This window comes from Microbulbifer sp. SE14, assembly GCF_059834885.1.
Genome location: NZ_JCBAJA010000006.1, coordinates 168742 through 188564 on the forward strand (window position 1 = coordinate 168742; position 19823 = coordinate 188564).

The following is a 19823-nucleotide window of genomic DNA, read 5'->3' on the forward strand; positions in this document are numbered from 1 at the left end:
CTGGGAAGACAGACTACCGGGCCGGCTCTTCGCCCGGAATCGAGGGGCATCAACCGACGGTGCGAGCGCATGAAAAACTGGATCAACTTCCCCCGCGTGGAGGGTGAAACCAGCCGCCAGGCCCACGCGAACTTTCCCGCCAACACCTACGAGCGGGAAATGGGCAAGGAGGGCTTCTTCGGCCCCGCCACCCACTTCTACCACCGCCACCCCCCCACCGGCTGGAGCGATTTCGAGGGCCCACTGCGCCCGCACGCCTTCGACAGCACAAGGTTGGTCCACAGCGGCAACAGCCCCTGGGACCACAAACCGATACTGCAGAACAGCGACAGCCTGGTGGCCCTGTGGACCTGCAGGGAGCCAATGGATCACCTGGTGCGCAACGCCGACGGCGACCAGTTGCTGTTCGTGCACAACGGCAGCGGCGATCTCTACTGCGACTTCGGCCACCTGCATATCCGCGACGGCGACTACATAGTGCTGCCCCGCGGCACCATGTGGCGCCTCGAGCCCTTCGACGGCGAACAACTGGAACTGCTGATGGTGGAAGCCAGCGGCGGCCACTTCCAGTTGCCGGACAAAGGCATCGTGGGTCCGCACGCGATCTTCGATCCGGCGATGCTGGATGTGCCCGGCATGGACGACAAGTTCCGCGCCCAGCAGACCGAGGACGAGTGGCAGGTGAAAGTGAAGGTGCGCCAGCAGGTCTCCACCATCACCTTCCCGTTCAATCCCCTGGACGCGGTCGGCTGGAAGGGCGACAACCTGGCGGTACGCATCAACTGGCGCGACATACGCCCACTGATGAGCCACCGCTATCACCTGCCGCCTTCGGCCCACACCACCTTCGTCGCCCGCGGTTTTGTGGTCTGCACCTTCGCCCCACGCCCGATCGAGAGCGATCCCGGCGCTCTGAAAGTGCCCTTCTTCCACAATAACGACGACTTCGACGAGCTGATCTTCTACCACCGCGGCGACTTCTTCAGCCGCGACAATATCCACCCGGGCATGCTGACCCTGCACCCCATGGGCTTCACCCACGGCCCCCATCCCAAGGCCTTCAAGGCCGGCGCCGAGCACGCCAAGAAGGAGACCGACGAGGTGGCGGTAATGATCGACAGCCGCACGCCCTGGGACATACTGCCCGACGCCATTTCAGTGGAACTGCCGGAGTACGTGGACAGCTGGAAAACCAAATAACCCGCCGCGCCTACAGGAAGAACACAGAAGAAGGATCAAAGAAAAATGAAACTAGCCTCCCTGAACAAAGGTCGCGACGGCGAACTGATCGTCGTCTCCCGCGACCTGGGCCGCTACTGCGGCGCCGCCGATATAGCCCCGACACTGCAGGCGGCACTGGACGACTGGGAAATCACCGAACCCAAGCTGCAGGCCCGATTCGATGCCCTGCAGAAGAACGAGGTCACCAGCTTCCCCTTCGACGCCGGCCAGTGTCACAGTCCCCTGCCCCGCGCCTACCACTGGGCCGACGGCAGCGCCTATGTGAACCATGTGGAACTGGTGCGCAGGGCCCGCGGCGCGGAGATGCCGGATTCCTTCTGGACGGATCCACTGATGTACCAGGGCGGCTCCGACACCTTCCTGGCCCCAACCCAGGATATCGCCATGGCCAGCGCCGACTGGGGTATCGATTTCGAGGCGGAAGTGGCGGTGATCACCGGCGATGTGCCCATGGGCACCAGCGCCGAAAAGGCGGAGGAAAGCATCCGCCTGCTGATGCTGGTCAACGACGTCTCCCTGCGCAACCTGATTCCCGGCGAACTGGCCAAGGGCTTCGGCTTCTACCAGTCCAAACCCTCCAGCGCCTTCTCCCCGGTGGCGGTGACCCCGGATGAACTGGGCCACCACTGGCGCGACGGCAAAGTGCACCTGCCACTGCACGCGGTGCTGAACGGTGCAAAGATCGGCTCCCCAAACGCCGGCGTGGACATGACCTTCAACTTCCCGCAGCTGATCGCCCACGCCGCCAGGAGCCGTCCCCTTTGCGCCGGCACCATTATCGGTTCCGGCACAGTGTCCAATGTGGACCGCGCCTCCGGCTCCTGCTGCCTGGCGGAAGTGCGCATGCTGGAAATCATCGCCGACGGCAAGCCGGGCACGCCCTTTATGCAGTTCGGCGACCACATCGAAATTGCGATGTACGATGAGAAGGATGCGGATATTTTCGGCACCATCAGCCAGCGGGTGGTGGAATACGCAAATCCGCAATAATCGGGACTCGGGACTCGGGACTCGGGACTCGGGACTCGGGACTCGGGACTCGGGACTCGGGAAAAATCGTAGGGTGGATAAGCGCTAAGCGCATCCACGCCGGGCGCATCCACGCCGGGCGCATCCACCAAATCCGACCGGCGGATGCGCTTGACGCTTATCCGCCCTACAGATTTGCAGACAAGAACAATCCGAGAAAAGGAATAACTATGGAACTACACGGCTACTTCCGCTCCTCCGCCAGCTACCGCGTGCGCATCGGCCTCAACCTGAAGGGCCTGCAGTACGACTACAAACCGGTGAATCTGCTGAAAGGTGAGCAGCGGGAAAGCGAATACCGCAAACTCCAACCCCAGGGCCTGGTGCCGGCGCTGGTGGACGGAGGCAATATCCTGACCCAGTCCCTGGCAATACTGGAGTGGCTGGACGAACAGCACCCGAAACCGGCCCTGCTGCCGGGCGATCCGCTGGCGCGCGCCAAGGTCCGCGCCCTGGCCTACAACGTCGCCTGCGATATCCAACCGATCCAGAACCTGCGTATCCTGAGATATCTGCAGTCGGAGCTGGGCGTCAGCGATGAGCAGAAAACCGGCTGGATCCGCCACTGGATCCACGAGGGCTTCAGCGCACTGGAACAGCAACTGGACCCGGCGCCCTTCGCCGCCGGCGACAAACCGGGACTCTTCGAGTGCTGCCTGATTCCGCAGATCTACAACGCCGAGCGCTTCGGCATGGATATCGCCGACTACCCGGCAATTCACCGCATCGCGCAGGCCTGCGGCGAGATACCGGCATTTGTTGAAGCGCGGCCGGAAAACCAGCCGGACAGTACACTTTAACAGCTTCAGTCCGCCTCTCGCTTCAGGGCGAGAGGCTCCTTGAAAGTGAGCGTCCGATAAGGGAACGGAATCTCGATACCCGCCTCGTCCAGCGCCTTCTTCACTGCGGTGACCACTTCTCCCGTCGACTCACGCACCGCAAACGGGGTCGAGCCGGTCCACCAGGTGACTCCGATATCGATGCTGCTCTCGCCGAAACCCTGCGGAAATACCTGTACCGGCTCGTCATCGCGCACCGTCTTGCAGGTGGCCACCGCCTTTTCGATCACCTCCACCGCCTCGGTCACATCCTCGCCGTAGGCCACGCCGGCAACAATGGTCACCCGGCGTTTCTTTCGATTGGTCAGGATTTCGCAGGGATTCTTGAATAGGTACAAATTGGGCACTATCACCAGTTCGCCGGTCATCCTGCGGATATTGGTATTGCGCACTTCCACTGCCTCCACGCGCCCAATGACGCCCTCGCACTCGATCACGTCGCCCTCTTCAAAAGGAAAGCGCCACAGAATCAGGATGCCGGCGAAGAAGTTTTCGAAAATATCCTTGAACGCAAGGCCGATGGCCACTGACAGCAGCCCCACCGCGCCCAAGGCCCTGGCCGGGGTCAAGCCGGGGAAGAGCAGCATTGCGGCGAACAACAGTCCGAGCACCCAGACGGCAATGGTAAGCAGGCGCACGAACAGGTCCTGCAGGGACTTGCGCGAAGTCGTGCGCCTGAAAAGGCGGCGGCCGAAGTGGTGGATCAGGATGACTATTATCCAGGTGATGATCAACACCATCATACTGGCAATCACAAAGGGGGTGTGGGCAAGGAAGTTGTCCCAAATCTCCCGCAGGGATTCCAACACCGTCTGTGCCGCCTCGGAGACGGGCTCCGGCGTGATTTCCTCGAGCGCAGACTTATCTTTGTCCTCCTGCTGAGCCAGGGGGAGGGATCCGGCCAGGGGAATATCAGTAACGAGCAGAGAAATATCGATCACAGGTTTTTCCCAACATTAACCGATTCCTACCCGCACACCGCTCAGTCGGGATAATCGCCAAGCCGCAGCCACTTGGTGGCTATCCATTTCTCGCCGGCCACAACCGGGCTGCCGCCGTGCAGTGTCAGGTCATCCAGCTCTCCGGCGTCGTCCACATAGGAAAAATACAGGCCATTGCCCCTGCGTGGCAGAATATCCAGGCCGATTTCCGGAAAGATGGTGGCGCCGCCGGCTTCGACATCGTTCAGGTAGATGATCAGGGTGGCGAAACGCTGGCCGCCCTTTTGCAACGCCTTTTCAAACCCCGGGGACCTGGGATCGAAATAGTCGTAGTGCGGCTTGTACTGCGCGCCCGGGAGATAGTTCAGCACCTGCAAGCCCTCGCCGCGGCTGACCGGAACAGCCAACAGATCGCTGATGCGCTGGTCGATGCGTTGAATCAGGGCGTTTTCGCCGCGATGATAATAGGTACCCGTACTGGTGCGCTGCGGGTGGATATCGCGGCTGCCGCTCTCACTGTTGATGACCCGGGATGGCTTCAGGCGCGGCCGGCTCAGCCCTATCAGCTCGTCGCACTCCCCATCGGACAACAGATTGCCAAACAGTACGAGGCACGGCCTGTCCAGCGCCACCAGGATCTGCACTTCGCGGTCGGAGGTGGTCGCGGTGTTGGTTTTCTGCTGCGCCGGGCTGAGGCTGTTTCTCCACTGCGCCGGGCTGAGGCTCTGCGAAAGGGCCGGCAGGGATTGGCGCTGCAGTCCGGCGATATACTGCTCAACCGCGCTGGAGATTCTCGGGTGGTAGCCCGCGTTGACCAGGGTGTCCACCATGACCTGCGCCTGGGTTCCCCGCCGCACGGCGTCGCGAATCCACTCCTGGAGATCCGGTTCCAGTTGCTCGAACTGCATTGCTCTGCCCTCCCTGACCTCTAGTACCGGCGCCGCTTCCCTGCGCAAATCCAGCTATCAGTATAGCCAGAGCTGAACGGCACTAAGTTAAGCAAGCAGCTGGCACAATGTAAGGCTCTGCTACGGTGGCCGCCCGGGAAATGTTTGCCGATGAGGCTTTTTCCCGGGCGGCCACCGGTAGCAGAGCCGAATCGGAACCCTTAACTTAGCGGCTTTCTAGTCAGAGCTCCCCCGCCACTTTTGCCCCACCCCTGAACCGAATTAGTGCCAGACCAGGGAGACTCCGATAGCGACCGTCAAGACGGCGACACCGAACTGCAGGGCCCCATGCAAGCGGACAAATCGCCGCGCACCGCGCAAGGGTACGCTGATGGCCAGCGACAACAGCGCCATGCCGCCGATGGAGCCGATGCCGAACAACGCCACATAACCCAGGCCCGCGAGCGGCGACTGCTCTGTGCCTATCGCCATCAGTATCAGTGCAGCGGAGCCCGCAAGCCCGTGCATCAGCCCCACGTACAAGGCCCGCGCGGGAAAGCCCCGGACATGCTCATGGTGATGCAGCTGCGGGTGCGCACCAGTTCCACGGCGGTGCGAGTGGGCGTGGAAGTGCACCGTGCCGTCGACGTGGCGATGAGTGTGAAAATGAATACGCTCGCGCCACAGCCGTCGCAACAGATCCGCCCCCAGCAGGATCAGCATGGCGCCGACAGCGGCTTCCAGCAGCTGTGCCAGCCGCTCGGGCACCACCGCATCCATGAACAGCAGCACGGAACAGGCGAGAAACAGGGTGATGGTGTGACCCAGGCCCCAGGCCGCGCCCTGCAGAAACGCCTGCCCCGCGGTGCGGCTGCGGGTCGCCAGTGCGGCTACGGCGACCACGTGGTCGGCCTCCAGCGCATGGCGCATGCCCAGCAGGAAACCCAGAACAAGGAAAGCGCTCACGATCAGGCCTCCACAGAGAAGAGTCGGGCCTGCAGCCAGTCGTACCAGGCCTGCAGGCCGTGGCCTCGGGTCGCGGAGAGCTGCAACACCTCGATATCCGGATTGACCCGGCGCGCGAAGCCGACACAGGCTTCCACATCGAAGTCCACATAGGGCAGCAGGTCGGTCTTGTTCAGGATCATCAGCGCTGCGGCGCGGAACATATGGGGATACTTGAGTGGTTTGTCCGCCCCCTCGGTCACCGAGAGAATCGCCACCTTGGCGTGCTCTCCCAGGTCGAAGAGTGCCGGGCACACCAGGTTGCCGACATTTTCGATCATCAGCAGCGATCCCTCCGCCGGCTCCAGTTCGCCCAACGCAGCCTCGATCATCGACGCCTCCAGGTGGCAGCCGGTGCCGGTATTGACCTGCACCGAGCGGCAGCCGGTGGCGCGGATGCGCTCGGCGTCGAACCGGGTTTCCTGATCGCCCTCCACCACACTGATCGGAATCGCGCCGCGCAGATCGCGGATGCTGCGCTCCAGCAGCGTGGTCTTGCCGGCTCCGGGGGAGCTGACCAGGTTTAGGGCGAGAACATTGCGCTCGCGCAGCCGGGCGCGATTGCGCTCGGCGATCGACTGGTTGTGCGCCAGCAGGTCGCGCTCCAGGTGCACCCGCTCGCTGTCGCTGAGCGCCGGCTGAGAGCGCCGCAATGCGGGGCGGCCGCCGGCCGCGATGGGTTCACCGATGGCCCTCACCCTGCCCGTGGCGGTATTGGTCAACAGGGGGCGGGCACCGCCGGAACAGCCGCAGGTGGTACACATCAGACCGACTCCTCGATTTCCATGGATTGAATCCGCAACTGGTCGCCGCCGCTGGGCGGCTCGATATTCGCGGAGCCGCAGCTGCAGTTGTCCAGCAGGCTGTACAGCGACAACGCCCGGCCGCAGTCCAGGCAGCGGCTGCAGCCGGGGCGCAGCAGGATCTCCAGTTCCGCGCCGGCGAGCGCAGTGCCGTCACTCACGGCGACAAAACAGAAACGCAGTGCCTCCGGCATCACACAGGACAGCGCCCCCACTTCCAGGGTCACCCTGCGTACCCGCGCACCGCGCGCCTCCGCGCTGCAGGTCTCGACGATACTCTGTACCAGGGAGAGTTCATGCACGGCGCCTGCTCCCGGCGCGCCGGCTTTCCAAACCGAACAGCCCCCCCCCCTCGTGGGCCGCCAGCGCCTGGCGGTAATCCAGCATCAGCGGCATGCCCATATCGGCGATCTGCAATTGTTGATGGATGCGGGGGCTCATCAGCAGATCCTCGGCAACTGCTCGCCCACCAGCATGTCGACGATGCGCTCGCCGCCGAAACCGCTGCGCATCACCACCCGCCCCGCGGGCGCGGCGGTCACTTCGCCGATCAGCGCCGCCCGGGCGCCGGCGGGATGGGCGCGCAGCGCGGCCAGCGCAGACTCCGCGCAGGAGTCCGGTACCACCGCGACCAACAGGCCCTCATTGGCGTAGTAGAGCGGATCCAGGCCGAGGATTTCCGATACGCCGCGGACCTCGTCGCGCACCGGAATCGCCGCCTCTTCCAGCTGCATGCAGACACCGGCGCTCTCGGCGAATTCGTTCAGTACCGTGGCCAGGCCGCCGCGGGTGGCGTCGCGCAGGCAGTGTACCCGGGGGCAGGCATCGAGCAGGGCGCGCACCAGCCCGTTCAGCGGCCGGGTGTCGCTCTCCACCGCCACCTGCAGGGCCAGATCCCCCCGCGCCGCGAGAATCGCCACACCGTGGTCGCCGATAAAATTGTTGACCAGGATTCTGTCGCCGGGCCGCGCGTGGGCCGCGGCTATCTCCAGTCCCGACGGAATTGCGCCGACGCCGCTGGTATTGATAAACAGCTTGTCCGCCGCGCCCCTGGGCACCACCTTGGTATCGCCGGTGACAAACTGCACCCCGGCCTCTGTTGCCGCCCGGGCCATGGAATTGACGACTCGGCGCAGATCGGCCAGGGCAAAACCCTCTTCGAGGATGACTCCGCAGGACAGGTACAGCGGCACCGCACCGCTCACCGCCAGGTCGTTGACGGTACCGTTCACCGCCAGCTCGCCGATATCGCCACCGGGAAAAAACAGCGGGTCCACCACATAGGAATCGGTGGTGAACGCCAGCCGGTCGCCTGCCGCACAGAGTTGCGCCAGCGGGATACGGGCCTGGTCCTCCAGCGGCGCCAGGCAGGCGTTGTCGAAAGCGGACAGAAACACCTCGTCCACCAGGTCGCGCATGGCGCGCCCGCCGCTGCCGTGGGACAGCCCTATCCTGGCCTCCCGTGCCGCGCCCGATGCGCGGCGTTCAATAATGGCGTCTCTCATTCGCTCGCCTCCTCTGGCTCGCGGGCGCGGATCAGGTCCGGGCGACCGTAGCTGTGCACCGCCGCACAGGCACCCTCGCTGGATACCATCAGCGAACCCAGCGGTGTTTTCGGCGTGCAGGCGCTGCCGAACACCTTGCACTGCCAGGGCTTGATCGCGCCTTTCAGCACTTCTCCACACTGGCAGGATTTGGGGTCGGCGATTTTCAGGTTGGGTATCGGAAAACGCCGCTCCGCGTCGAAGCGGGCGTAGGCCTCACGCAGGCGCACGCCCGAGTGGTCGATGGAACCGAGGCCGCGCCACTCGAAATACTCGCGCAACTCGAAGACCCGCTGCACCGCGTCCAGCGCAGCCGCGTTGCCCGCATCGGGGACCAGGCGCCGGTACTGGTTCTCCACCTCGCAGCGGCCCTCGGCGATCTGCTTCAGCAGCAGGTAGATCGAGTGCAGGATATCCAGCGGCTCGAATCCGGCGATCACCAGCGGCTTGCGATAGTGGCGGCAGATGAATTCGTAGGGGACGCTCCCGATCACCATGCTCACATGGCCCGGACCGAGAAAGCCGTCCAGGCGGATATCCGGCGAGTCGAGGATGGCCTTGATGGTGGGGATAATGGTGATGTGGTTGCAGAAGACGGAAAAATTCCCGATGCCCTCCTCCGCCGCGCGCAGCACGGTCAGCGCAGTGGAGGGCATGGTGGTCTCGAACCCGAGGGCGAAAAACACCACCTCGCGCCCGGGGTTGTCCCGCGCAGTTTTCAGCGCATCCTCCGGCGAATAGACCATGCGCACATCGGCGCCGTCCGCCCGCGCCTGCAACAGGCTCTTGCGCGAGCCGGGCACCCGCATGGCGTCGCCGAAAGCGGTGAAAATCACATTGGGGTGCTCCGCCAGGGCCACGCAGTCGTCCACCCGGCCCGTCGGCAGAACGCACACCGGGCAGCCGGGGCCGTGCACCATCTCGATATTGCGCGGCAGCAGCTGCTCGATACCGTAGCGGAAGATCGAGTGGGTGTGCCCTCCGCAGACCTCCATCAGCTGCAGCGGCCGCCCGCGCGGCAGCTGCGCCGCCAGCCGCCCGATAGCGGCCAGCAGTGCGCGGGCCTTTTGCGGATCGCGGAACTCGTCGATAAATTTCACGGCTCCGCCACCGTCGAGTTCAGGCCGCCGCGACTGTCCGCCAATAGCGTGTGCACCAGGTCCCAGAGAATGTGGTAGATGACCAGATGGGTCTCCTGGATGCGGTGCACGCTGTCGCTGGGCACCACCAGGCATCGGTCGATATGCGGGGACTGCGCCATGGCACCGCCGTCGCCGCCGGCCAGGGCGATGGTGGCCAGCCCCATGTCCCGTGCCCGCGCGAAGGCCGCCAGCAGGTTGGTGGAGTTGCCGCTGGTGGAGAAGCCCACCAGGGCATCCTCGGCCCGCCCCAGTGCGGACACCTGCCGCCGATAGATCTGCTCGACCCCCACGTCGTTGGCCAGTGCGGTCAGGGTGGCGTTGCTGGCGCCGAGATCTATCGCCGGCAGCGCCGGGCGCCCGGCGGTAACCGGGTGCAGGAATTCCACCGCCAGGTGCGCGGCGTCGCAGCTGGAACCGCCGTTGCCCATGCACAGCAGGCGCCCGCCGCGGCGGAAGCGATCCGCCAGTATGTGTGCCACCGCCACCAGATCATCGCCACTGCGGGTAAAAAAACGCATCTTTGCCCGCAGGCTTTGCCTGGCCTTTTCCCGCACCGATTCCTGCAGCGATGCATCGATGGAATCCGCACTGCGCTCGCGGCCGTGCAGGAAGGGGTAGAGCTCTTGCAGATAGTCCGTCACGGTGATTTCTCCTTGCTCCGAATGGCTGACGGCTCCTCCCCCATGGCCGACAGCTCCTCGTCCATTTCGCCCAGCTCCCGCAGGAGGTCCAGGGTATTCTGCGCTTCCAGCGGATCCAGGCGACTCATCGCGAAACCGACGTGCACCAGCACCCATTCGCCGATGCACTGGGCGTGGTCGCGCTCTTCGTTCACGACGCAGGCGATATTGACCGCGCGGCGCACACCGCAGATTTCCACGATGGCGGTGTCGGTTTCCGCGTCGACTATCTCGACGATCTGCCCGGGAATCCCTACGCACATGTTCCAGTTCCCTGTTTAAATTCGCGGCGAGCCTCCAGCAGGCGTGCCGCGGCCACCGCCGCCTGCCCCAGGCTCAGGCCGCCGTCGTTGGCGGGTACACGGCGGTGGACCAGTACTTCGAGCCCACGCCGCCGCAGCTGCCGCACCAGCAGACCGCTCAGAACCGCGTTCTGGAAAACCCCGCCCGACAGCGACACCCGCCCATTCCAGCGCGCGCCGCAGCGATCGCCGAGGCGGTCGACCATCCGCCCTATCGCCTCGGCCAGCCCCAGGTGGAAACGCGCGGCCACGACACCGGTGGCAGCGCCCATGCGGATATCCTCCAGCAGTGCGCGCCACATCGGCTGCGCCCGCAACCGCGGCAAGCCATCGATCTCGCCGATTGCAAACGGATAGCCGCCTTCACCCGCGGCCAGGGCACCGCCGTCCACCTGTGCCTCCAGGGCCATGGCCGCCTGGCCCTCGAAGCTGGCCTCGCGGCACAGGCCGGTCACCGCGGCCACCGCGTCGAACAGGCGGCCGCAGGAACTGGTCGGCGGGCTGTTGAATCCCGTGTCCAGCATGCGCGCCAGGATCTCCAGCGGCTGGCGGGCGAGGAAGCCGCCGAATTCCCCGGGAATTTCGGCGTCGTCGCCGAGCAGCTGGCGCAGGTACGCAAAGCCCATGCGCCAGGGCTGGCGCACGGCGCGCTCGCCGCCGGGCATGGGCAGCGGCTCGAAACTCGCCAGCCGCTCGCAATTCCTATAGTCCGCCAGCAGGAATTCGCCACCCCAGAGGCCGCCACCTGTTCCGTAGCCCAGGCCGTCCAGCGCGATGCCCAGCACCGGTTCCGTGTCCGGGGGCAGGCCGTTATCGGCGAGACAGGCGGCGATATGGGCGTGGTGGTGCTGCACCACTGTCAGCGGCAGGGACTCCCGCGCAGCCAGGGCGCGGCCGAACTTGCTCGAGCGGTATTCCGGGTGGGCGTCCACCGCGATAGCGCGCGGTGTGTGATCGAACAGTGCCCGGTAGAGCTTCAGGGATTGCTCGAAGGCCTCGGCGGCGCTGCGGTTGTGCAGGTCGCCGATATGCTGGGAGAGAATTGCCTGGCCGTCCTTCAGCAGGCAGAAGGTGTTTTTCAGCTCGCCGCCCAGGGCCAGCAGTGGCGGCGCGGCGGCGAAGGCTTGCGGCAATACCAGCGGTTCCGGCGCGTAGCCGCGGGCGCGACGCAGTATGGCGGGCCGACCGCCGATTTCGCGCACGACGGAATCGTCCAGGCGGTTGATGATCTCGCGATCGTGTAGCAGCGCGGCGTCCGCCACCTGCACCAACAGCGCCCGCGCCGTGTCATTGTCGATACACTGGGGCTCACCGCTGCGATTGCCGCTGGTGCACACCAGCGGAAATTCCAGTCCCGCCACCAGCAGGTGATACAGAGGCGCAGCGGGCAGCATAAAGCCGTAGCAGCGCTGCCCCGGCGCGACGCCGGCGGCGAGTGTGGCTTCGCCATTTTGCGCGAGCAGTACAATCGGCGCGGCGCGGTGCCGAAGTAATTCGCACCCGGTGTCGCCTGTATCGCAGTAGCGCCGGACCATTTCCAGATCCCGCGCCAGAAGCGCAAAGGGTTTGTGCGGCCGGCGCTTGCGCGCGCGCAGCTCTGCGACCGCTCCAGGGTTTGTGGCGTCACAGGCCAGGTGAAAGCCGCCGATGCCTTTTACCAGCAGGATGTTGCCGGCGCGCAACAGCTGTTGCGCCTTTGCGATCGTATCCTCTGTTGCAATCTGACCCGCCGACGATTCCAGCCACAGGCGCGGCCCGCACTCCGGGCAGCAGTTGGGTTGGGCGTGGAAGCGGCGGTCGGCGGGATTGCGATACTCCGCCAGGCAGGCGGGACACTGGGCGAAGGCCGCCATGCTGGTATTGGCGCGGTCGTAGGGCACGCGGCGGATTATGCTGAGCCGCGGGCCGCAGTGGGTGCAGTTGGTAAAGGCGAAGCCGCGGCGTCGGTCGCCGGGGGCGGACAGTTCCGCGAGGCAGTCCGCGCAGGTAGCGGCATCGGCGGCGACCTGGGTGTGCGTCTCCCCGGGCCGGCTGGGGGCGATGCGAAAACCTTTCTCCGGCGACTCCGCGGCAACACCGGGGGAGCGCTCTATCGCATCGATACGCGCGAGCGGCGGCGGCCCATTGCGCAGCGCAGTGACAAAATCGTCGATCTGTCCGGCGCCGCCGCTGACGTGAATCCACACGCCATCGGCGTCGTTGCCCACACTGCCGGAGAGGCCGTATTCCCGCGCCAGCCGCCAGACCAGGGGGCGAAATCCCACAGCCTGCACCAGGCCGCGCACGCGGATGGATTCCGCGATGCGCTGCCCATGGCGGCAGGTCGGCGCTCCGGGCACATCTCGTGTAGTGCGGCTGTCCAATCCCTGCTCCGGTATTCACCGATAAAGTCGAGACAGGAATGGCGCTAAGTTAAGCAATAGAGGTTGACGCGAAGGGCCTGATGCCGGGGGTTCTTTGCGGGACTGTCTGCGAGAGGGACCTCGCGGACAAGCCTACAGGGATGTATTCACGGCGTGTCCCGCAAAGAACCCCCGGTAGCAGGCCCACCCGAGGTCTTAACTTAGTGCCATTCAGTCGAGACAGTTCTTTAACCGCGATAGCGCCACAACGTCTTGATACGTCGCACGACTATCGGCTGACATCACTATAGTCGAGGAATTCAGCGAACCCGTCGAAAAAGGTTTCAGCAGCGCAAACGGGCCTGCGGGAAGCCCGAATTCGCTGATTCCCATTTGCTGGAAAGTTGATCGCAGCCGCGCTGTCGACGCGCGGCCGGTTTGAGGCCGCCCGTTTTCGGTACCAGGCAGGTCTACCGCAGATAGGGGTACAGAGACGGGCGGGTCAGGTTTGCGGCAGTTGGGCGAGGAAGAAATCGCGCAGGTTCTCGCCCATCACCTTGCGGATCTCCGCTTCCGTGAATCCCTGCTTCAGCATTTCCCCGGTCAGCAGGCCCAGCTCGCTCACATCGAAGGCGGTGGTCACACTGCCGTCGTAGTCGGAGCCCAGTGCGACATGCTCCACCCCCAGCAGGTCGATGGCGTAGCGGATGGTTCTGACGATGTTTTGCGGGCTGTTGTCGCAGACGGCGCCTTTCCAGTAACCGACGCCGATCAACCCGCCCCGGGCGGCAATCTGTTTCATCAGGTCGTCGCTGATATTCCGCGGCGAGTCGCAGATGCCTTTCAGGCCGGTGTGGGACACGATCAGCGGGCGCTCCACCTCGCCGAGCAGATCGCGCACCACCTGCTCCGAGGAGTGGGCCGCGTCGATCACTATGGAGAGGTGCGCCATCTCCCGCACCGCGGCGCGGCCGAAATCCGTCAGGCCGTCGCCGCTCTCACCGTGCAGGGAGCCGCCGAGTTGGTTGTCGAAGAAATGCTGCAGGCCCATCACCCGATAGCCGGCGTCGTAGAGGCGGCCGATATTGTCCAGTTCGCCTTCCAGGGGGTGGGCGCCTTCGATACCGAGGATGGCGGCCAGCTGCCCGCCGCCGTTGGCCCGGGCTTCGAGTACCCGGCGCAGGTCGGCGGCAGACCGCACTATCTGCAGCTGCTCCGGCGCTGCGCCCTGCAGGTCTTCGACCCGCCCGGCGTGGTAGAGGGCCCGCTCCAGCAGGCTGTTCCAGGTGCGCGGCGGCCAGGCCTGGGCCACGGCCAGCAGGGTGATGTTGTCGCCGGCCCCACTGGAGTTCCTGGTGTAGTTCTGTCCGCGGGGTGACTTGGTGACCGAGGTGAAGACCTGTATGGCGAGGTTGCCGCGGTGCGCCCGGGGCAGGTCCACATGGCCGTAGTCGGCCTCGTCCCGCAGGTCGCGAGCCCAGAGGAAACTGTCAGCGTGCAGGTCGCCGATGACCAGCGACTCGTGCAGGGCCGCGGCCCGCTCCGAAAGCGGCGGGTATTCCGGGCCGGAGCGTTTGTTCATGCTCCGCTCTACACCAGGCAGCAGCAGCCATTTCCAGGCTGCGAACGACACCAGGGCCAGTGTGGTCAAAACCGCGAGGCGTTTCTTCATGGTGGCTCTCCGCTTATTACTGTTTATTATTCGACAGGGTGGATTATCGCCGCCGCCCCCGGAAGAACAAATATCCGTTCGACAAAATACCAAGGACCATTTGTGACAAGACTCTATCGCCCTATCCTGCTCGTTCTGCTGCCCCTGTTACTCGGCGGCTGCGCCGTACTCTCGCCGAATTTCCAGAAGCCGGAAGTGGAGGTCACGGCGCTGGAGCCTCTCCCACCGGGGCCGGGCAACGACCTGCGCTTCCGCATCCACTTGCGGGTGTTCAATCCCAACGATTCCGAGCTGGCGCTGTCGGGCCTCTATTACACCCTGAGCCTGGCGGGCCACAAGGTGATTACCGGAACCTCCAGCAACCTGCCGCCGATCGCCCCCTACGGGCAGGAAAACATCGTGGTGGACGCGACGGCGAGTCTGGTGGGGTCTATCTTTGCCGCGGCGGAACTGATCGGCAGCCGCCGGGATACGGTGCCCTACGAGCTGGAGGCCAAGCTGGGATTGCGCAGGTCGATAGTGCCGTCGATTACGGTGCGCAGGAGTGGAGAGGTACGGCTCAATCAATACAGATAAGGCGTACGTTGGGGTGAGCCTTGCGAACCCCAACGATATCCGGCCCAGGCGTTGGGCTTCGCTGCGCTCAGCCCAACCTACGCCTTGTGGTGGGGCGGCGCTAGCGCCGCGCGGCGAGAATGCCGCCGGTCATGGCCGCCAGCGAGGAGAGGATACCCAGCCCCACCAGGCTGTAGAGGCTGATGGACTGCTTTGCCGCCTCACCCAGAACCTCACCAAAGGGGAACTGCCAGGCGACGATGGCCGAGGCGGCCACGACCGCCGCGTACTGGACGCGGGTGGCGCGGCGCTCGGCGCGCTTTGACGGCGCCGGCAGCTGCGCCATCACACGCTCGCAGAAGCCGTCATTGTCCAGATAGGGCTCGTTGATCTGCAGCTGCTGGCTGAGCCAGGCGTCGAAGTCCGGATCTACGCCCTGCAACGCTGAATCGTTCAAGGTATTGGCCCCGCCCTTTCGTTGCCCGAGCCGCTGTTCGAACTTATCCATTGACTACCTCCTCGCGCCACGCCTGTAACAGAGTCTGCAACTTGGCCCGCGCGCGATTGACGTGGGATTTTACCGTACCCAGCGGCAACTTCATAATACTGGCCGCCTCTTCGTGGGAGAAGCCCCGCTGCATGCACAGGTGCACTGCCTGGCGCTGGGCGTCACTGAGTTCGCCCATGGCCGCATTCAGGTCCCGGGCCATGCCCAGTTGCTGGGCCTCCTCCACGCTCTCCTGGGCCTGTGCCCTGTCCACCGCCTCCTGGTCGATCTCCGGCGCATTCTTGCGCTTGTGGCTCATGACGAGATTGTAGGCGATGCGGTACAGCCAGGTGCTGAAACGCGCATCACCACGGAATGCCGGCAGTGCCTTGTAGGCCTTGATAAAGGCCTCTTGGGCCATGTCGTCGGCCAGGGCCTGGTCGCCATCGCACAGCTGGCGGAGCGAGAAACGCAGCTGTGACTGATAGCGCCGAACCAGCTGGGCGTAAGCCCGCTGGTCCCCGTCTTCGACGACGCGCCGGATCAAATCCTCGTCATTGAGGTCCATATACCGCTGTCCCCTATCCCCTTATTGCTGGGGCTGCCTGTTATCCAGTTTCCAGTTGACAAAGCGGGCGACACCGATGAACAGCGGTATCAGGCCGAGGCTGCCGACCTCCACGCCGGAGGATATGCTCAGCCAGATGAATATGGCCAAACCCACTGCAATCAGAGTAAAGCCGCGGTCCTTCATGTTGCGGGGGGACTCGCCCTCCATCGCATCCAGCAGCTCCGGCGGAATATCGCGGCCCTCAGCCACCATGCGGTTGATGTTATCCATCAGCAGCTGCTTCTTGCGGTAGCTGTTGCGGGTCACCAGCCACACGATCAGTATCGGGGTACCGAACACCGCCAGGATCGCGATGATGGGAATCAACACGGCTATGTCTCCATCGAAGGGGAAATCGTCGTGATCGCGATGACCGCGAGGCTGGTCGAAGTCTCCGGAGATGCCGATGCTGATATTCTTCGGCACGCTGTCCAGCGCCTCCTCCGCAATCAGGCCCTTCTCGTCGAGAATGCCCTTTTTCTCCAGCTTCTCGATGATGCGCTTACTCAGGGCACCGCCGAACTCCTCGCCGAGATCCACCTGGACCTCGCTGCGCTCGCCGCTTTCATCGCGGGTCTTGATGCGCAGGGTGCCGTCCTCGTCGCGCGTGATGCGCACCTGCTTCTCCACCTTCTTGGGTTCCGGCGCCTCGGCGGCAGCCGGCGGCTCGGGCATTGCCGCGTCTGCGGACGGGGTCTCCTGGGCCCAGCTGGCAGCGGCGCCCAGCGCCATCGCCAGGGCCATCAGCCAGCGGCTGCCGGCCTGCAGGGGGGGAAAATTTCTCGCTCTCATGTTTTTGCTCTCGATAGTGCTCTTATCAACTCGGTCCCTAAAGCTTATTCCTGGCTCGGGGCTGTATTCCCGGCTCAGGGCGCGGCCAGTTGTGTCCCCGCCAGCGGCGCGGGAATGCCCGGAAGCGCCTGCTCCTGGCCGGCGATACGCACCGGGTAGCGGGGGCTGCCGCGCTCCTCAGTGTCCTTCTCCCGGCACTCCTCCAGCTTGCGCGAGAAGGCCTCGTCGGTCTTCTCGATCAGCTGTTGCTGCACCTCCACCAGGGGAAGCTTCAGCTCCGTGGCCCCGGCCTGCATAGCGCCCAACAACAGGGCCAGGCCGGCGTAGAATTGTACCTTTTTCAGTGATCCTGCGGTTACCATGGTTGCCTCCAGGGTGATTTTCCTTGTACAGCCTTGAGACGGCACCAGTGCCGCCTTTGGATGCAGCGGCCGAAAATATTTTGAGATTGCCCGCCCGACCCGGGCCATCATCTGTCGGCATCCCCACTGGACCTGCATACCGGAAAGTCGCAATAATCCCCGTTCGAGCGAAGGAACAGAAGGACCATCAGACGATGCCGGAACCCAGAGAAATACTGACCTTCTGGTTCGGCCGGGCGCAGCTGGATGCAGTGCCGGACGACGCACACCGCCAGCGCTGGTTTTCCGGCGGAGAGGAATTCGACCGCAAGATCGACGATTACTTCGGCGATACGGTGGAGGCGGCCCTGGACGGCGACCTGGAGCAGTGGCGCCAGACCCTCGAGGGGGAAATGGCCCTGGTATTGGTCTGCGACCAGTTCACCCGCAATATCTATCGCGGCACCAGCCGCGCTTTCGCCGGCGACCCGCTGGCACGGGAAGTGGCTCTCGGCATCATAAAGAGAGGCGACGACCTGGAGATGGGCCTCTACCAGCGCGCCTTCCTCGGCATGCCCCTGGAGCACAGCGAGAATCCTGAGATGCAGCGGCGCTCGGTGGACTACTTCCACCGCCTGCGCATGGACTACCTGAACGGCGCCGAGGGCGCGGCCCAGGCGGAGAGCTTCTACCAGTACGCCCTGGCCCACCGGCAGGTCATCGACGAGTTCGGCCGCTACCCGCACCGCAACCAGGCCCTGGGGCGCGAATCGACGCCGGCGGAACAGAAGTGGCTGGAACAGGGAGGGGGCTTCTGATGGATCTGCTGAACTGGCTGTCCCTGGCCGGAATCTGCGCCCTGGGCGCCATGTCCCCCGGCCCCAGCCTGCTGATAGTGCTGCGCAGTGCCGCCTCGGGCCTCCGCCAGGGATTCACCTGCGCCCTGGCCCACGGCGCCGGCGTGGCCATCTACGCCGGGCTCACCGCCTTTGGCCTGGCGGTGCTGATCACCCGCTCGCCACTGCTGTTCAATATCCTGCAGTGGGCCGGCGCGGCCATGCTCGTCTACCTGGGCTGGAAGGCGCTGCGCGCGCCGGCCCCCAATCCCAATGCCGCCAGGTTGCCGGCGCCGCAGCAGTCGGTGGGCCGCTCGGCGCTGCAGGGGTTCGGAATCGCCTTTTTCAATCCCAAGATCGCAGTCTTCTTCACCGCCCTGTTCAGCCAGTTCGTCTCCGAACAGCAGGCGCTCTCCACCAAGCTTGGCATGGCCGCCCTGGCCGCGGGCATAGACGCCGGCTGGTACTGCCTGGTTGCCCTCGCCGTCTACGCCGGCCGCAACCGCAGCTGGGTGAGCAGCTCCGCCGGCCACCGCATGCAGCAGCTGTTCGGCGTCCTGCTGATCGGCCTGGCGGCGAGGCTGGTACTCACCATTTAACCGGTTTCTTCCAGGCAAAAAAAAGGCCCGTGTCGCGGGCCTTAAAACGTCTTACTGCGGGGTCGGAGCTAACTGCCTGTTGGGGGGTAGGAAGACAGCCAACTGCCACGGCTATTATGACATTCCACACCACCCTGTGCCGGCGGGCCACCGCAACCCCGGCTCCACTTATCGCAATCCCGACAATTTCTCCTCCCACCATTGACACTGAATATTTATACAGATACTGTACACAAATACAGACCCATCAAAACGCCGAAAAAATAACCGGAGGCAGAGTATGGCCGTAGTAGCCGTGTGGAAATGCGATAGAGACGGAGCAATGTTCGACAACAAAAAAGATGCAGAAGAACACGACAAGATGCTGGAACTGGCCGCCAATATCACCTCGCTGATAGAGCGCCATATCGACGGTATCTCCGAAGAGGCCGGCGAGGAAATCGGCCTGCTGCTGGCCAAGCGCCGCGACGACCTGGCCAAGGCCTGCAAGGGCAAGCCGGAGGTGCTGCTGGAAGAGGAAGAGAAGAAAGAAGAAAAAGCAGAGCAGGCAGCGGAGGATGACCGCGTTACGCCTTTCGCCGCCAACCAGTAGTTCTCAAAACTTAGTTTTCAAGTTTCCATCCCTGTACTTTGCGCCCGGCCCCTACGCCGGGCTTTTTTATTTGGGCGCGTTTGGAATGGCCTCGTCGTAGGGTGCGCCGCGCCAGAGCCAGTGCCGATGGCAGCGCTTTCCGGTGCGCGCGGCGCACCCTACGATTGCGGTGATCGGGATACCTACAGATTCATCACGGCGAAACTGATATCGACGGCAGCCAGAATCAGGATCACCAACCAGCTCAGCGCAATACCGAAGAAACGCCCGGGATGGTAGCCGCCCTGCCCCGCGGTAAGGCCGTAGGCGTGCATCAGCCGCGCCAGCAGGAACAAACCGCCGAGGATATGCAGCCAGAGTGCGGCGAGGCCGCCGAGTTCCGCGATCAGCATCAGTATCAGTGCAAGCGGAATATATTCGACCGCATTGGCATGGGCCCGCACCCGAACCTGGTTGTCGCGATCCTGGCCATTACCGAGACCTATTTTTTTTGCGCGGCGGAACTGCACCACGCGAAAGGCCAGGGCAATGACCAGGATTGCGCAGAGACCCGCGTAGAGCGCGGTTACATTAGCCATTTATT

At 64.4% G+C, this 19823-nt stretch carries 24 protein-coding genes; 7 read left to right on the forward strand and 17 right to left on the reverse strand.

What is annotated here, in order from left to right:
• Positions 1–69 precede the first annotated feature (69 nt).
• From AC6R19_RS06450 to maiA, 3 genes are all read left to right on the forward strand, one after another.
• A complete protein-coding gene (locus AC6R19_RS06450) occupies positions 70–1200 on the forward strand; it encodes a homogentisate 1,2-dioxygenase (RefSeq protein WP_500578966.1) in 1131 nt (376 codons plus the stop codon).
• 45 nt (positions 1201–1245) lie between these two features.
• Positions 1246–2232 (forward strand): fumarylacetoacetate hydrolase family protein, encoded by a 987-nt coding sequence (locus AC6R19_RS06455; protein WP_500578967.1) that lies wholly within the window; start codon positions 1246–1248, stop codon positions 2230–2232.
• A gap of 209 nt (positions 2233–2441) precedes the next feature.
• Positions 2442–3071 carry a maleylacetoacetate isomerase gene (maiA, locus tag AC6R19_RS06460; protein ID WP_500578968.1) on the forward strand — a complete coding sequence of 210 codons (630 nt, stop codon included), beginning with the start codon at positions 2442–2444 and terminating at the stop codon, positions 3069–3071.
• 5 nt (positions 3072–3076) lie between these two features.
• On the opposite strand, the gene AC6R19_RS06465 is transcribed toward maiA, so the two are convergent.
• The 12 genes from AC6R19_RS06465 to AC6R19_RS06520 all read right to left on the reverse strand — a co-directional run bounded on the left by AC6R19_RS06465 (position 3077) and on the right by AC6R19_RS06520 (position 14428).
• Positions 3077–4051: a mechanosensitive ion channel family protein gene (locus AC6R19_RS06465; RefSeq protein ID WP_500578969.1), complete on the reverse strand. Its 975-nt coding sequence runs from the start codon at positions 4049–4051 to the stop codon at positions 3077–3079.
• 41 nt (positions 4052–4092) lie between these two features.
• Positions 4093–4959 carry a 2OG-Fe(II) oxygenase gene (locus AC6R19_RS06470; RefSeq protein WP_500578970.1) on the reverse strand — a complete coding sequence of 289 codons (867 nt, stop codon included), beginning with the start codon at positions 4957–4959 and terminating at the stop codon, positions 4093–4095.
• A 261-nt stretch (positions 4960–5220) separates the two neighbouring features.
• Positions 5221–5904 (reverse strand): sulfite exporter TauE/SafE family protein, encoded by a 684-nt coding sequence (locus AC6R19_RS06475; protein WP_500578971.1) that lies wholly within the window; start codon positions 5902–5904, stop codon positions 5221–5223.
• 2 nt (positions 5905–5906) lie between these two features.
• Positions 5907–6707: a hydrogenase nickel incorporation protein HypB gene (hypB, locus tag AC6R19_RS06480; RefSeq protein ID WP_500578972.1), complete on the reverse strand. Its 801-nt coding sequence runs from the start codon at positions 6705–6707 to the stop codon at positions 5907–5909.
• Positions 6707–7048 carry a hydrogenase maturation nickel metallochaperone HypA/HybF gene (locus AC6R19_RS06485; RefSeq protein WP_500578973.1) on the reverse strand — a complete coding sequence of 114 codons (342 nt, stop codon included), beginning with the start codon at positions 7046–7048 and terminating at the stop codon, positions 6707–6709. Before AC6R19_RS06485 ends, hypB begins: the two co-directional genes overlap by 1 nt.
• Entirely contained in the window at positions 7041–7187 is a 147-nt protein-coding gene (locus AC6R19_RS06490) for a hypothetical protein (RefSeq protein ID WP_500578974.1), read from the reverse strand. The genes AC6R19_RS06485 and AC6R19_RS06490 overlap by 8 nt, the downstream gene beginning before the upstream one ends.
• Positions 7187–8251 (reverse strand): hydrogenase expression/formation protein HypE, encoded by a 1065-nt coding sequence (gene hypE, locus AC6R19_RS06495; RefSeq protein WP_500578975.1) that lies wholly within the window; start codon positions 8249–8251, stop codon positions 7187–7189. Before hypE ends, AC6R19_RS06490 begins: the two co-directional genes overlap by 1 nt.
• The gene (gene hypD, locus AC6R19_RS06500) at positions 8248–9390 is read right to left on the reverse strand and encodes a hydrogenase formation protein HypD (RefSeq protein WP_500578976.1); all 1143 of its coding nucleotides are present in this window, start codon (positions 9388–9390) and stop codon (positions 8248–8250) included. Before hypD ends, hypE begins: the two co-directional genes overlap by 4 nt.
• A complete protein-coding gene (locus tag AC6R19_RS06505) occupies positions 9387–10073 on the reverse strand; it encodes a D-sedoheptulose-7-phosphate isomerase (RefSeq protein ID WP_500578977.1) in 687 nt (228 codons plus the stop codon). Before AC6R19_RS06505 ends, hypD begins: the two co-directional genes overlap by 4 nt.
• Positions 10070–10375 (reverse strand): HypC/HybG/HupF family hydrogenase formation chaperone, encoded by a 306-nt coding sequence (locus AC6R19_RS06510; RefSeq protein WP_500578978.1) that lies wholly within the window; start codon positions 10373–10375, stop codon positions 10070–10072. The genes AC6R19_RS06505 and AC6R19_RS06510 overlap by 4 nt, the downstream gene beginning before the upstream one ends.
• Positions 10366–12777: a carbamoyltransferase HypF gene (gene hypF, locus AC6R19_RS06515; RefSeq protein ID WP_500578979.1), complete on the reverse strand. Its 2412-nt coding sequence runs from the start codon at positions 12775–12777 to the stop codon at positions 10366–10368. The genes AC6R19_RS06510 and hypF overlap by 10 nt, the downstream gene beginning before the upstream one ends.
• A gap of 481 nt (positions 12778–13258) precedes the next feature.
• Positions 13259–14428 (reverse strand): dipeptidase, encoded by a 1170-nt coding sequence (locus AC6R19_RS06520; protein WP_500578980.1) that lies wholly within the window; start codon positions 14426–14428, stop codon positions 13259–13261.
• 102 nt (positions 14429–14530) lie between these two features.
• Here AC6R19_RS06520 and AC6R19_RS06525 point away from each other — a divergent pair, with 102 nt between their 5' ends.
• The gene (locus AC6R19_RS06525) at positions 14531–15004 is read left to right on the forward strand and encodes an LEA/WHy family protein (protein ID WP_500578981.1); all 474 of its coding nucleotides are present in this window, start codon (positions 14531–14533) and stop codon (positions 15002–15004) included.
• A 100-nt stretch (positions 15005–15104) separates the two neighbouring features.
• On the opposite strand, the gene AC6R19_RS06530 is transcribed toward AC6R19_RS06525, so the two are convergent.
• The 4 genes from AC6R19_RS06530 to AC6R19_RS06545 all read right to left on the reverse strand — a co-directional run bounded on the left by AC6R19_RS06530 (position 15105) and on the right by AC6R19_RS06545 (position 17234).
• A complete protein-coding gene (locus AC6R19_RS06530) occupies positions 15105–15491 on the reverse strand; it encodes a hypothetical protein (RefSeq protein WP_500578982.1) in 387 nt (128 codons plus the stop codon).
• Positions 15484–16038: a sigma-70 family RNA polymerase sigma factor gene (locus AC6R19_RS06535; RefSeq protein WP_500578983.1), complete on the reverse strand. Its 555-nt coding sequence runs from the start codon at positions 16036–16038 to the stop codon at positions 15484–15486. Before AC6R19_RS06535 ends, AC6R19_RS06530 begins: the two co-directional genes overlap by 8 nt.
• Positions 16039–16059: 21 nt before the next feature.
• Complete coding sequence (locus AC6R19_RS06540) at positions 16060–16872, reverse strand: DUF6249 domain-containing protein (RefSeq protein ID WP_500578984.1); 813 nt, start codon at positions 16870–16872, stop codon at positions 16060–16062.
• Positions 16873–16946: 74 nt separating this feature from the next.
• On the reverse strand, positions 16947–17234 hold the full coding sequence (locus tag AC6R19_RS06545) for a hypothetical protein (protein WP_500578985.1): 288 nt from the start codon (positions 17232–17234) through the stop codon (positions 16947–16949).
• Between the two features lie 194 nt (positions 17235–17428).
• Here AC6R19_RS06545 and AC6R19_RS06550 point away from each other — a divergent pair, with 194 nt between their 5' ends.
• From AC6R19_RS06550 to AC6R19_RS06560, 3 genes are all read left to right on the forward strand, one after another.
• Positions 17429–18031 carry a DUF924 family protein gene (locus AC6R19_RS06550; RefSeq protein WP_500578986.1) on the forward strand — a complete coding sequence of 201 codons (603 nt, stop codon included), beginning with the start codon at positions 17429–17431 and terminating at the stop codon, positions 18029–18031.
• Entirely contained in the window at positions 18031–18648 is a 618-nt protein-coding gene (locus AC6R19_RS06555) for a LysE family translocator (RefSeq protein WP_500578987.1), read from the forward strand. Before AC6R19_RS06550 ends, AC6R19_RS06555 begins: the two co-directional genes overlap by 1 nt.
• 280 nt (positions 18649–18928) lie before the next feature.
• Positions 18929–19240: a YebG family protein gene (locus AC6R19_RS06560; protein WP_500578988.1), complete on the forward strand. Its 312-nt coding sequence runs from the start codon at positions 18929–18931 to the stop codon at positions 19238–19240.
• Between the two features lie 182 nt (positions 19241–19422).
• Here the strand turns inward: AC6R19_RS06560 and AC6R19_RS06565 are convergent, their stop codons facing one another.
• Positions 19423–19818 carry an MAPEG family protein gene (locus AC6R19_RS06565; RefSeq protein WP_500578989.1) on the reverse strand — a complete coding sequence of 132 codons (396 nt, stop codon included), beginning with the start codon at positions 19816–19818 and terminating at the stop codon, positions 19423–19425.
• Positions 19819–19823: the final 5 nt, after the last annotated feature.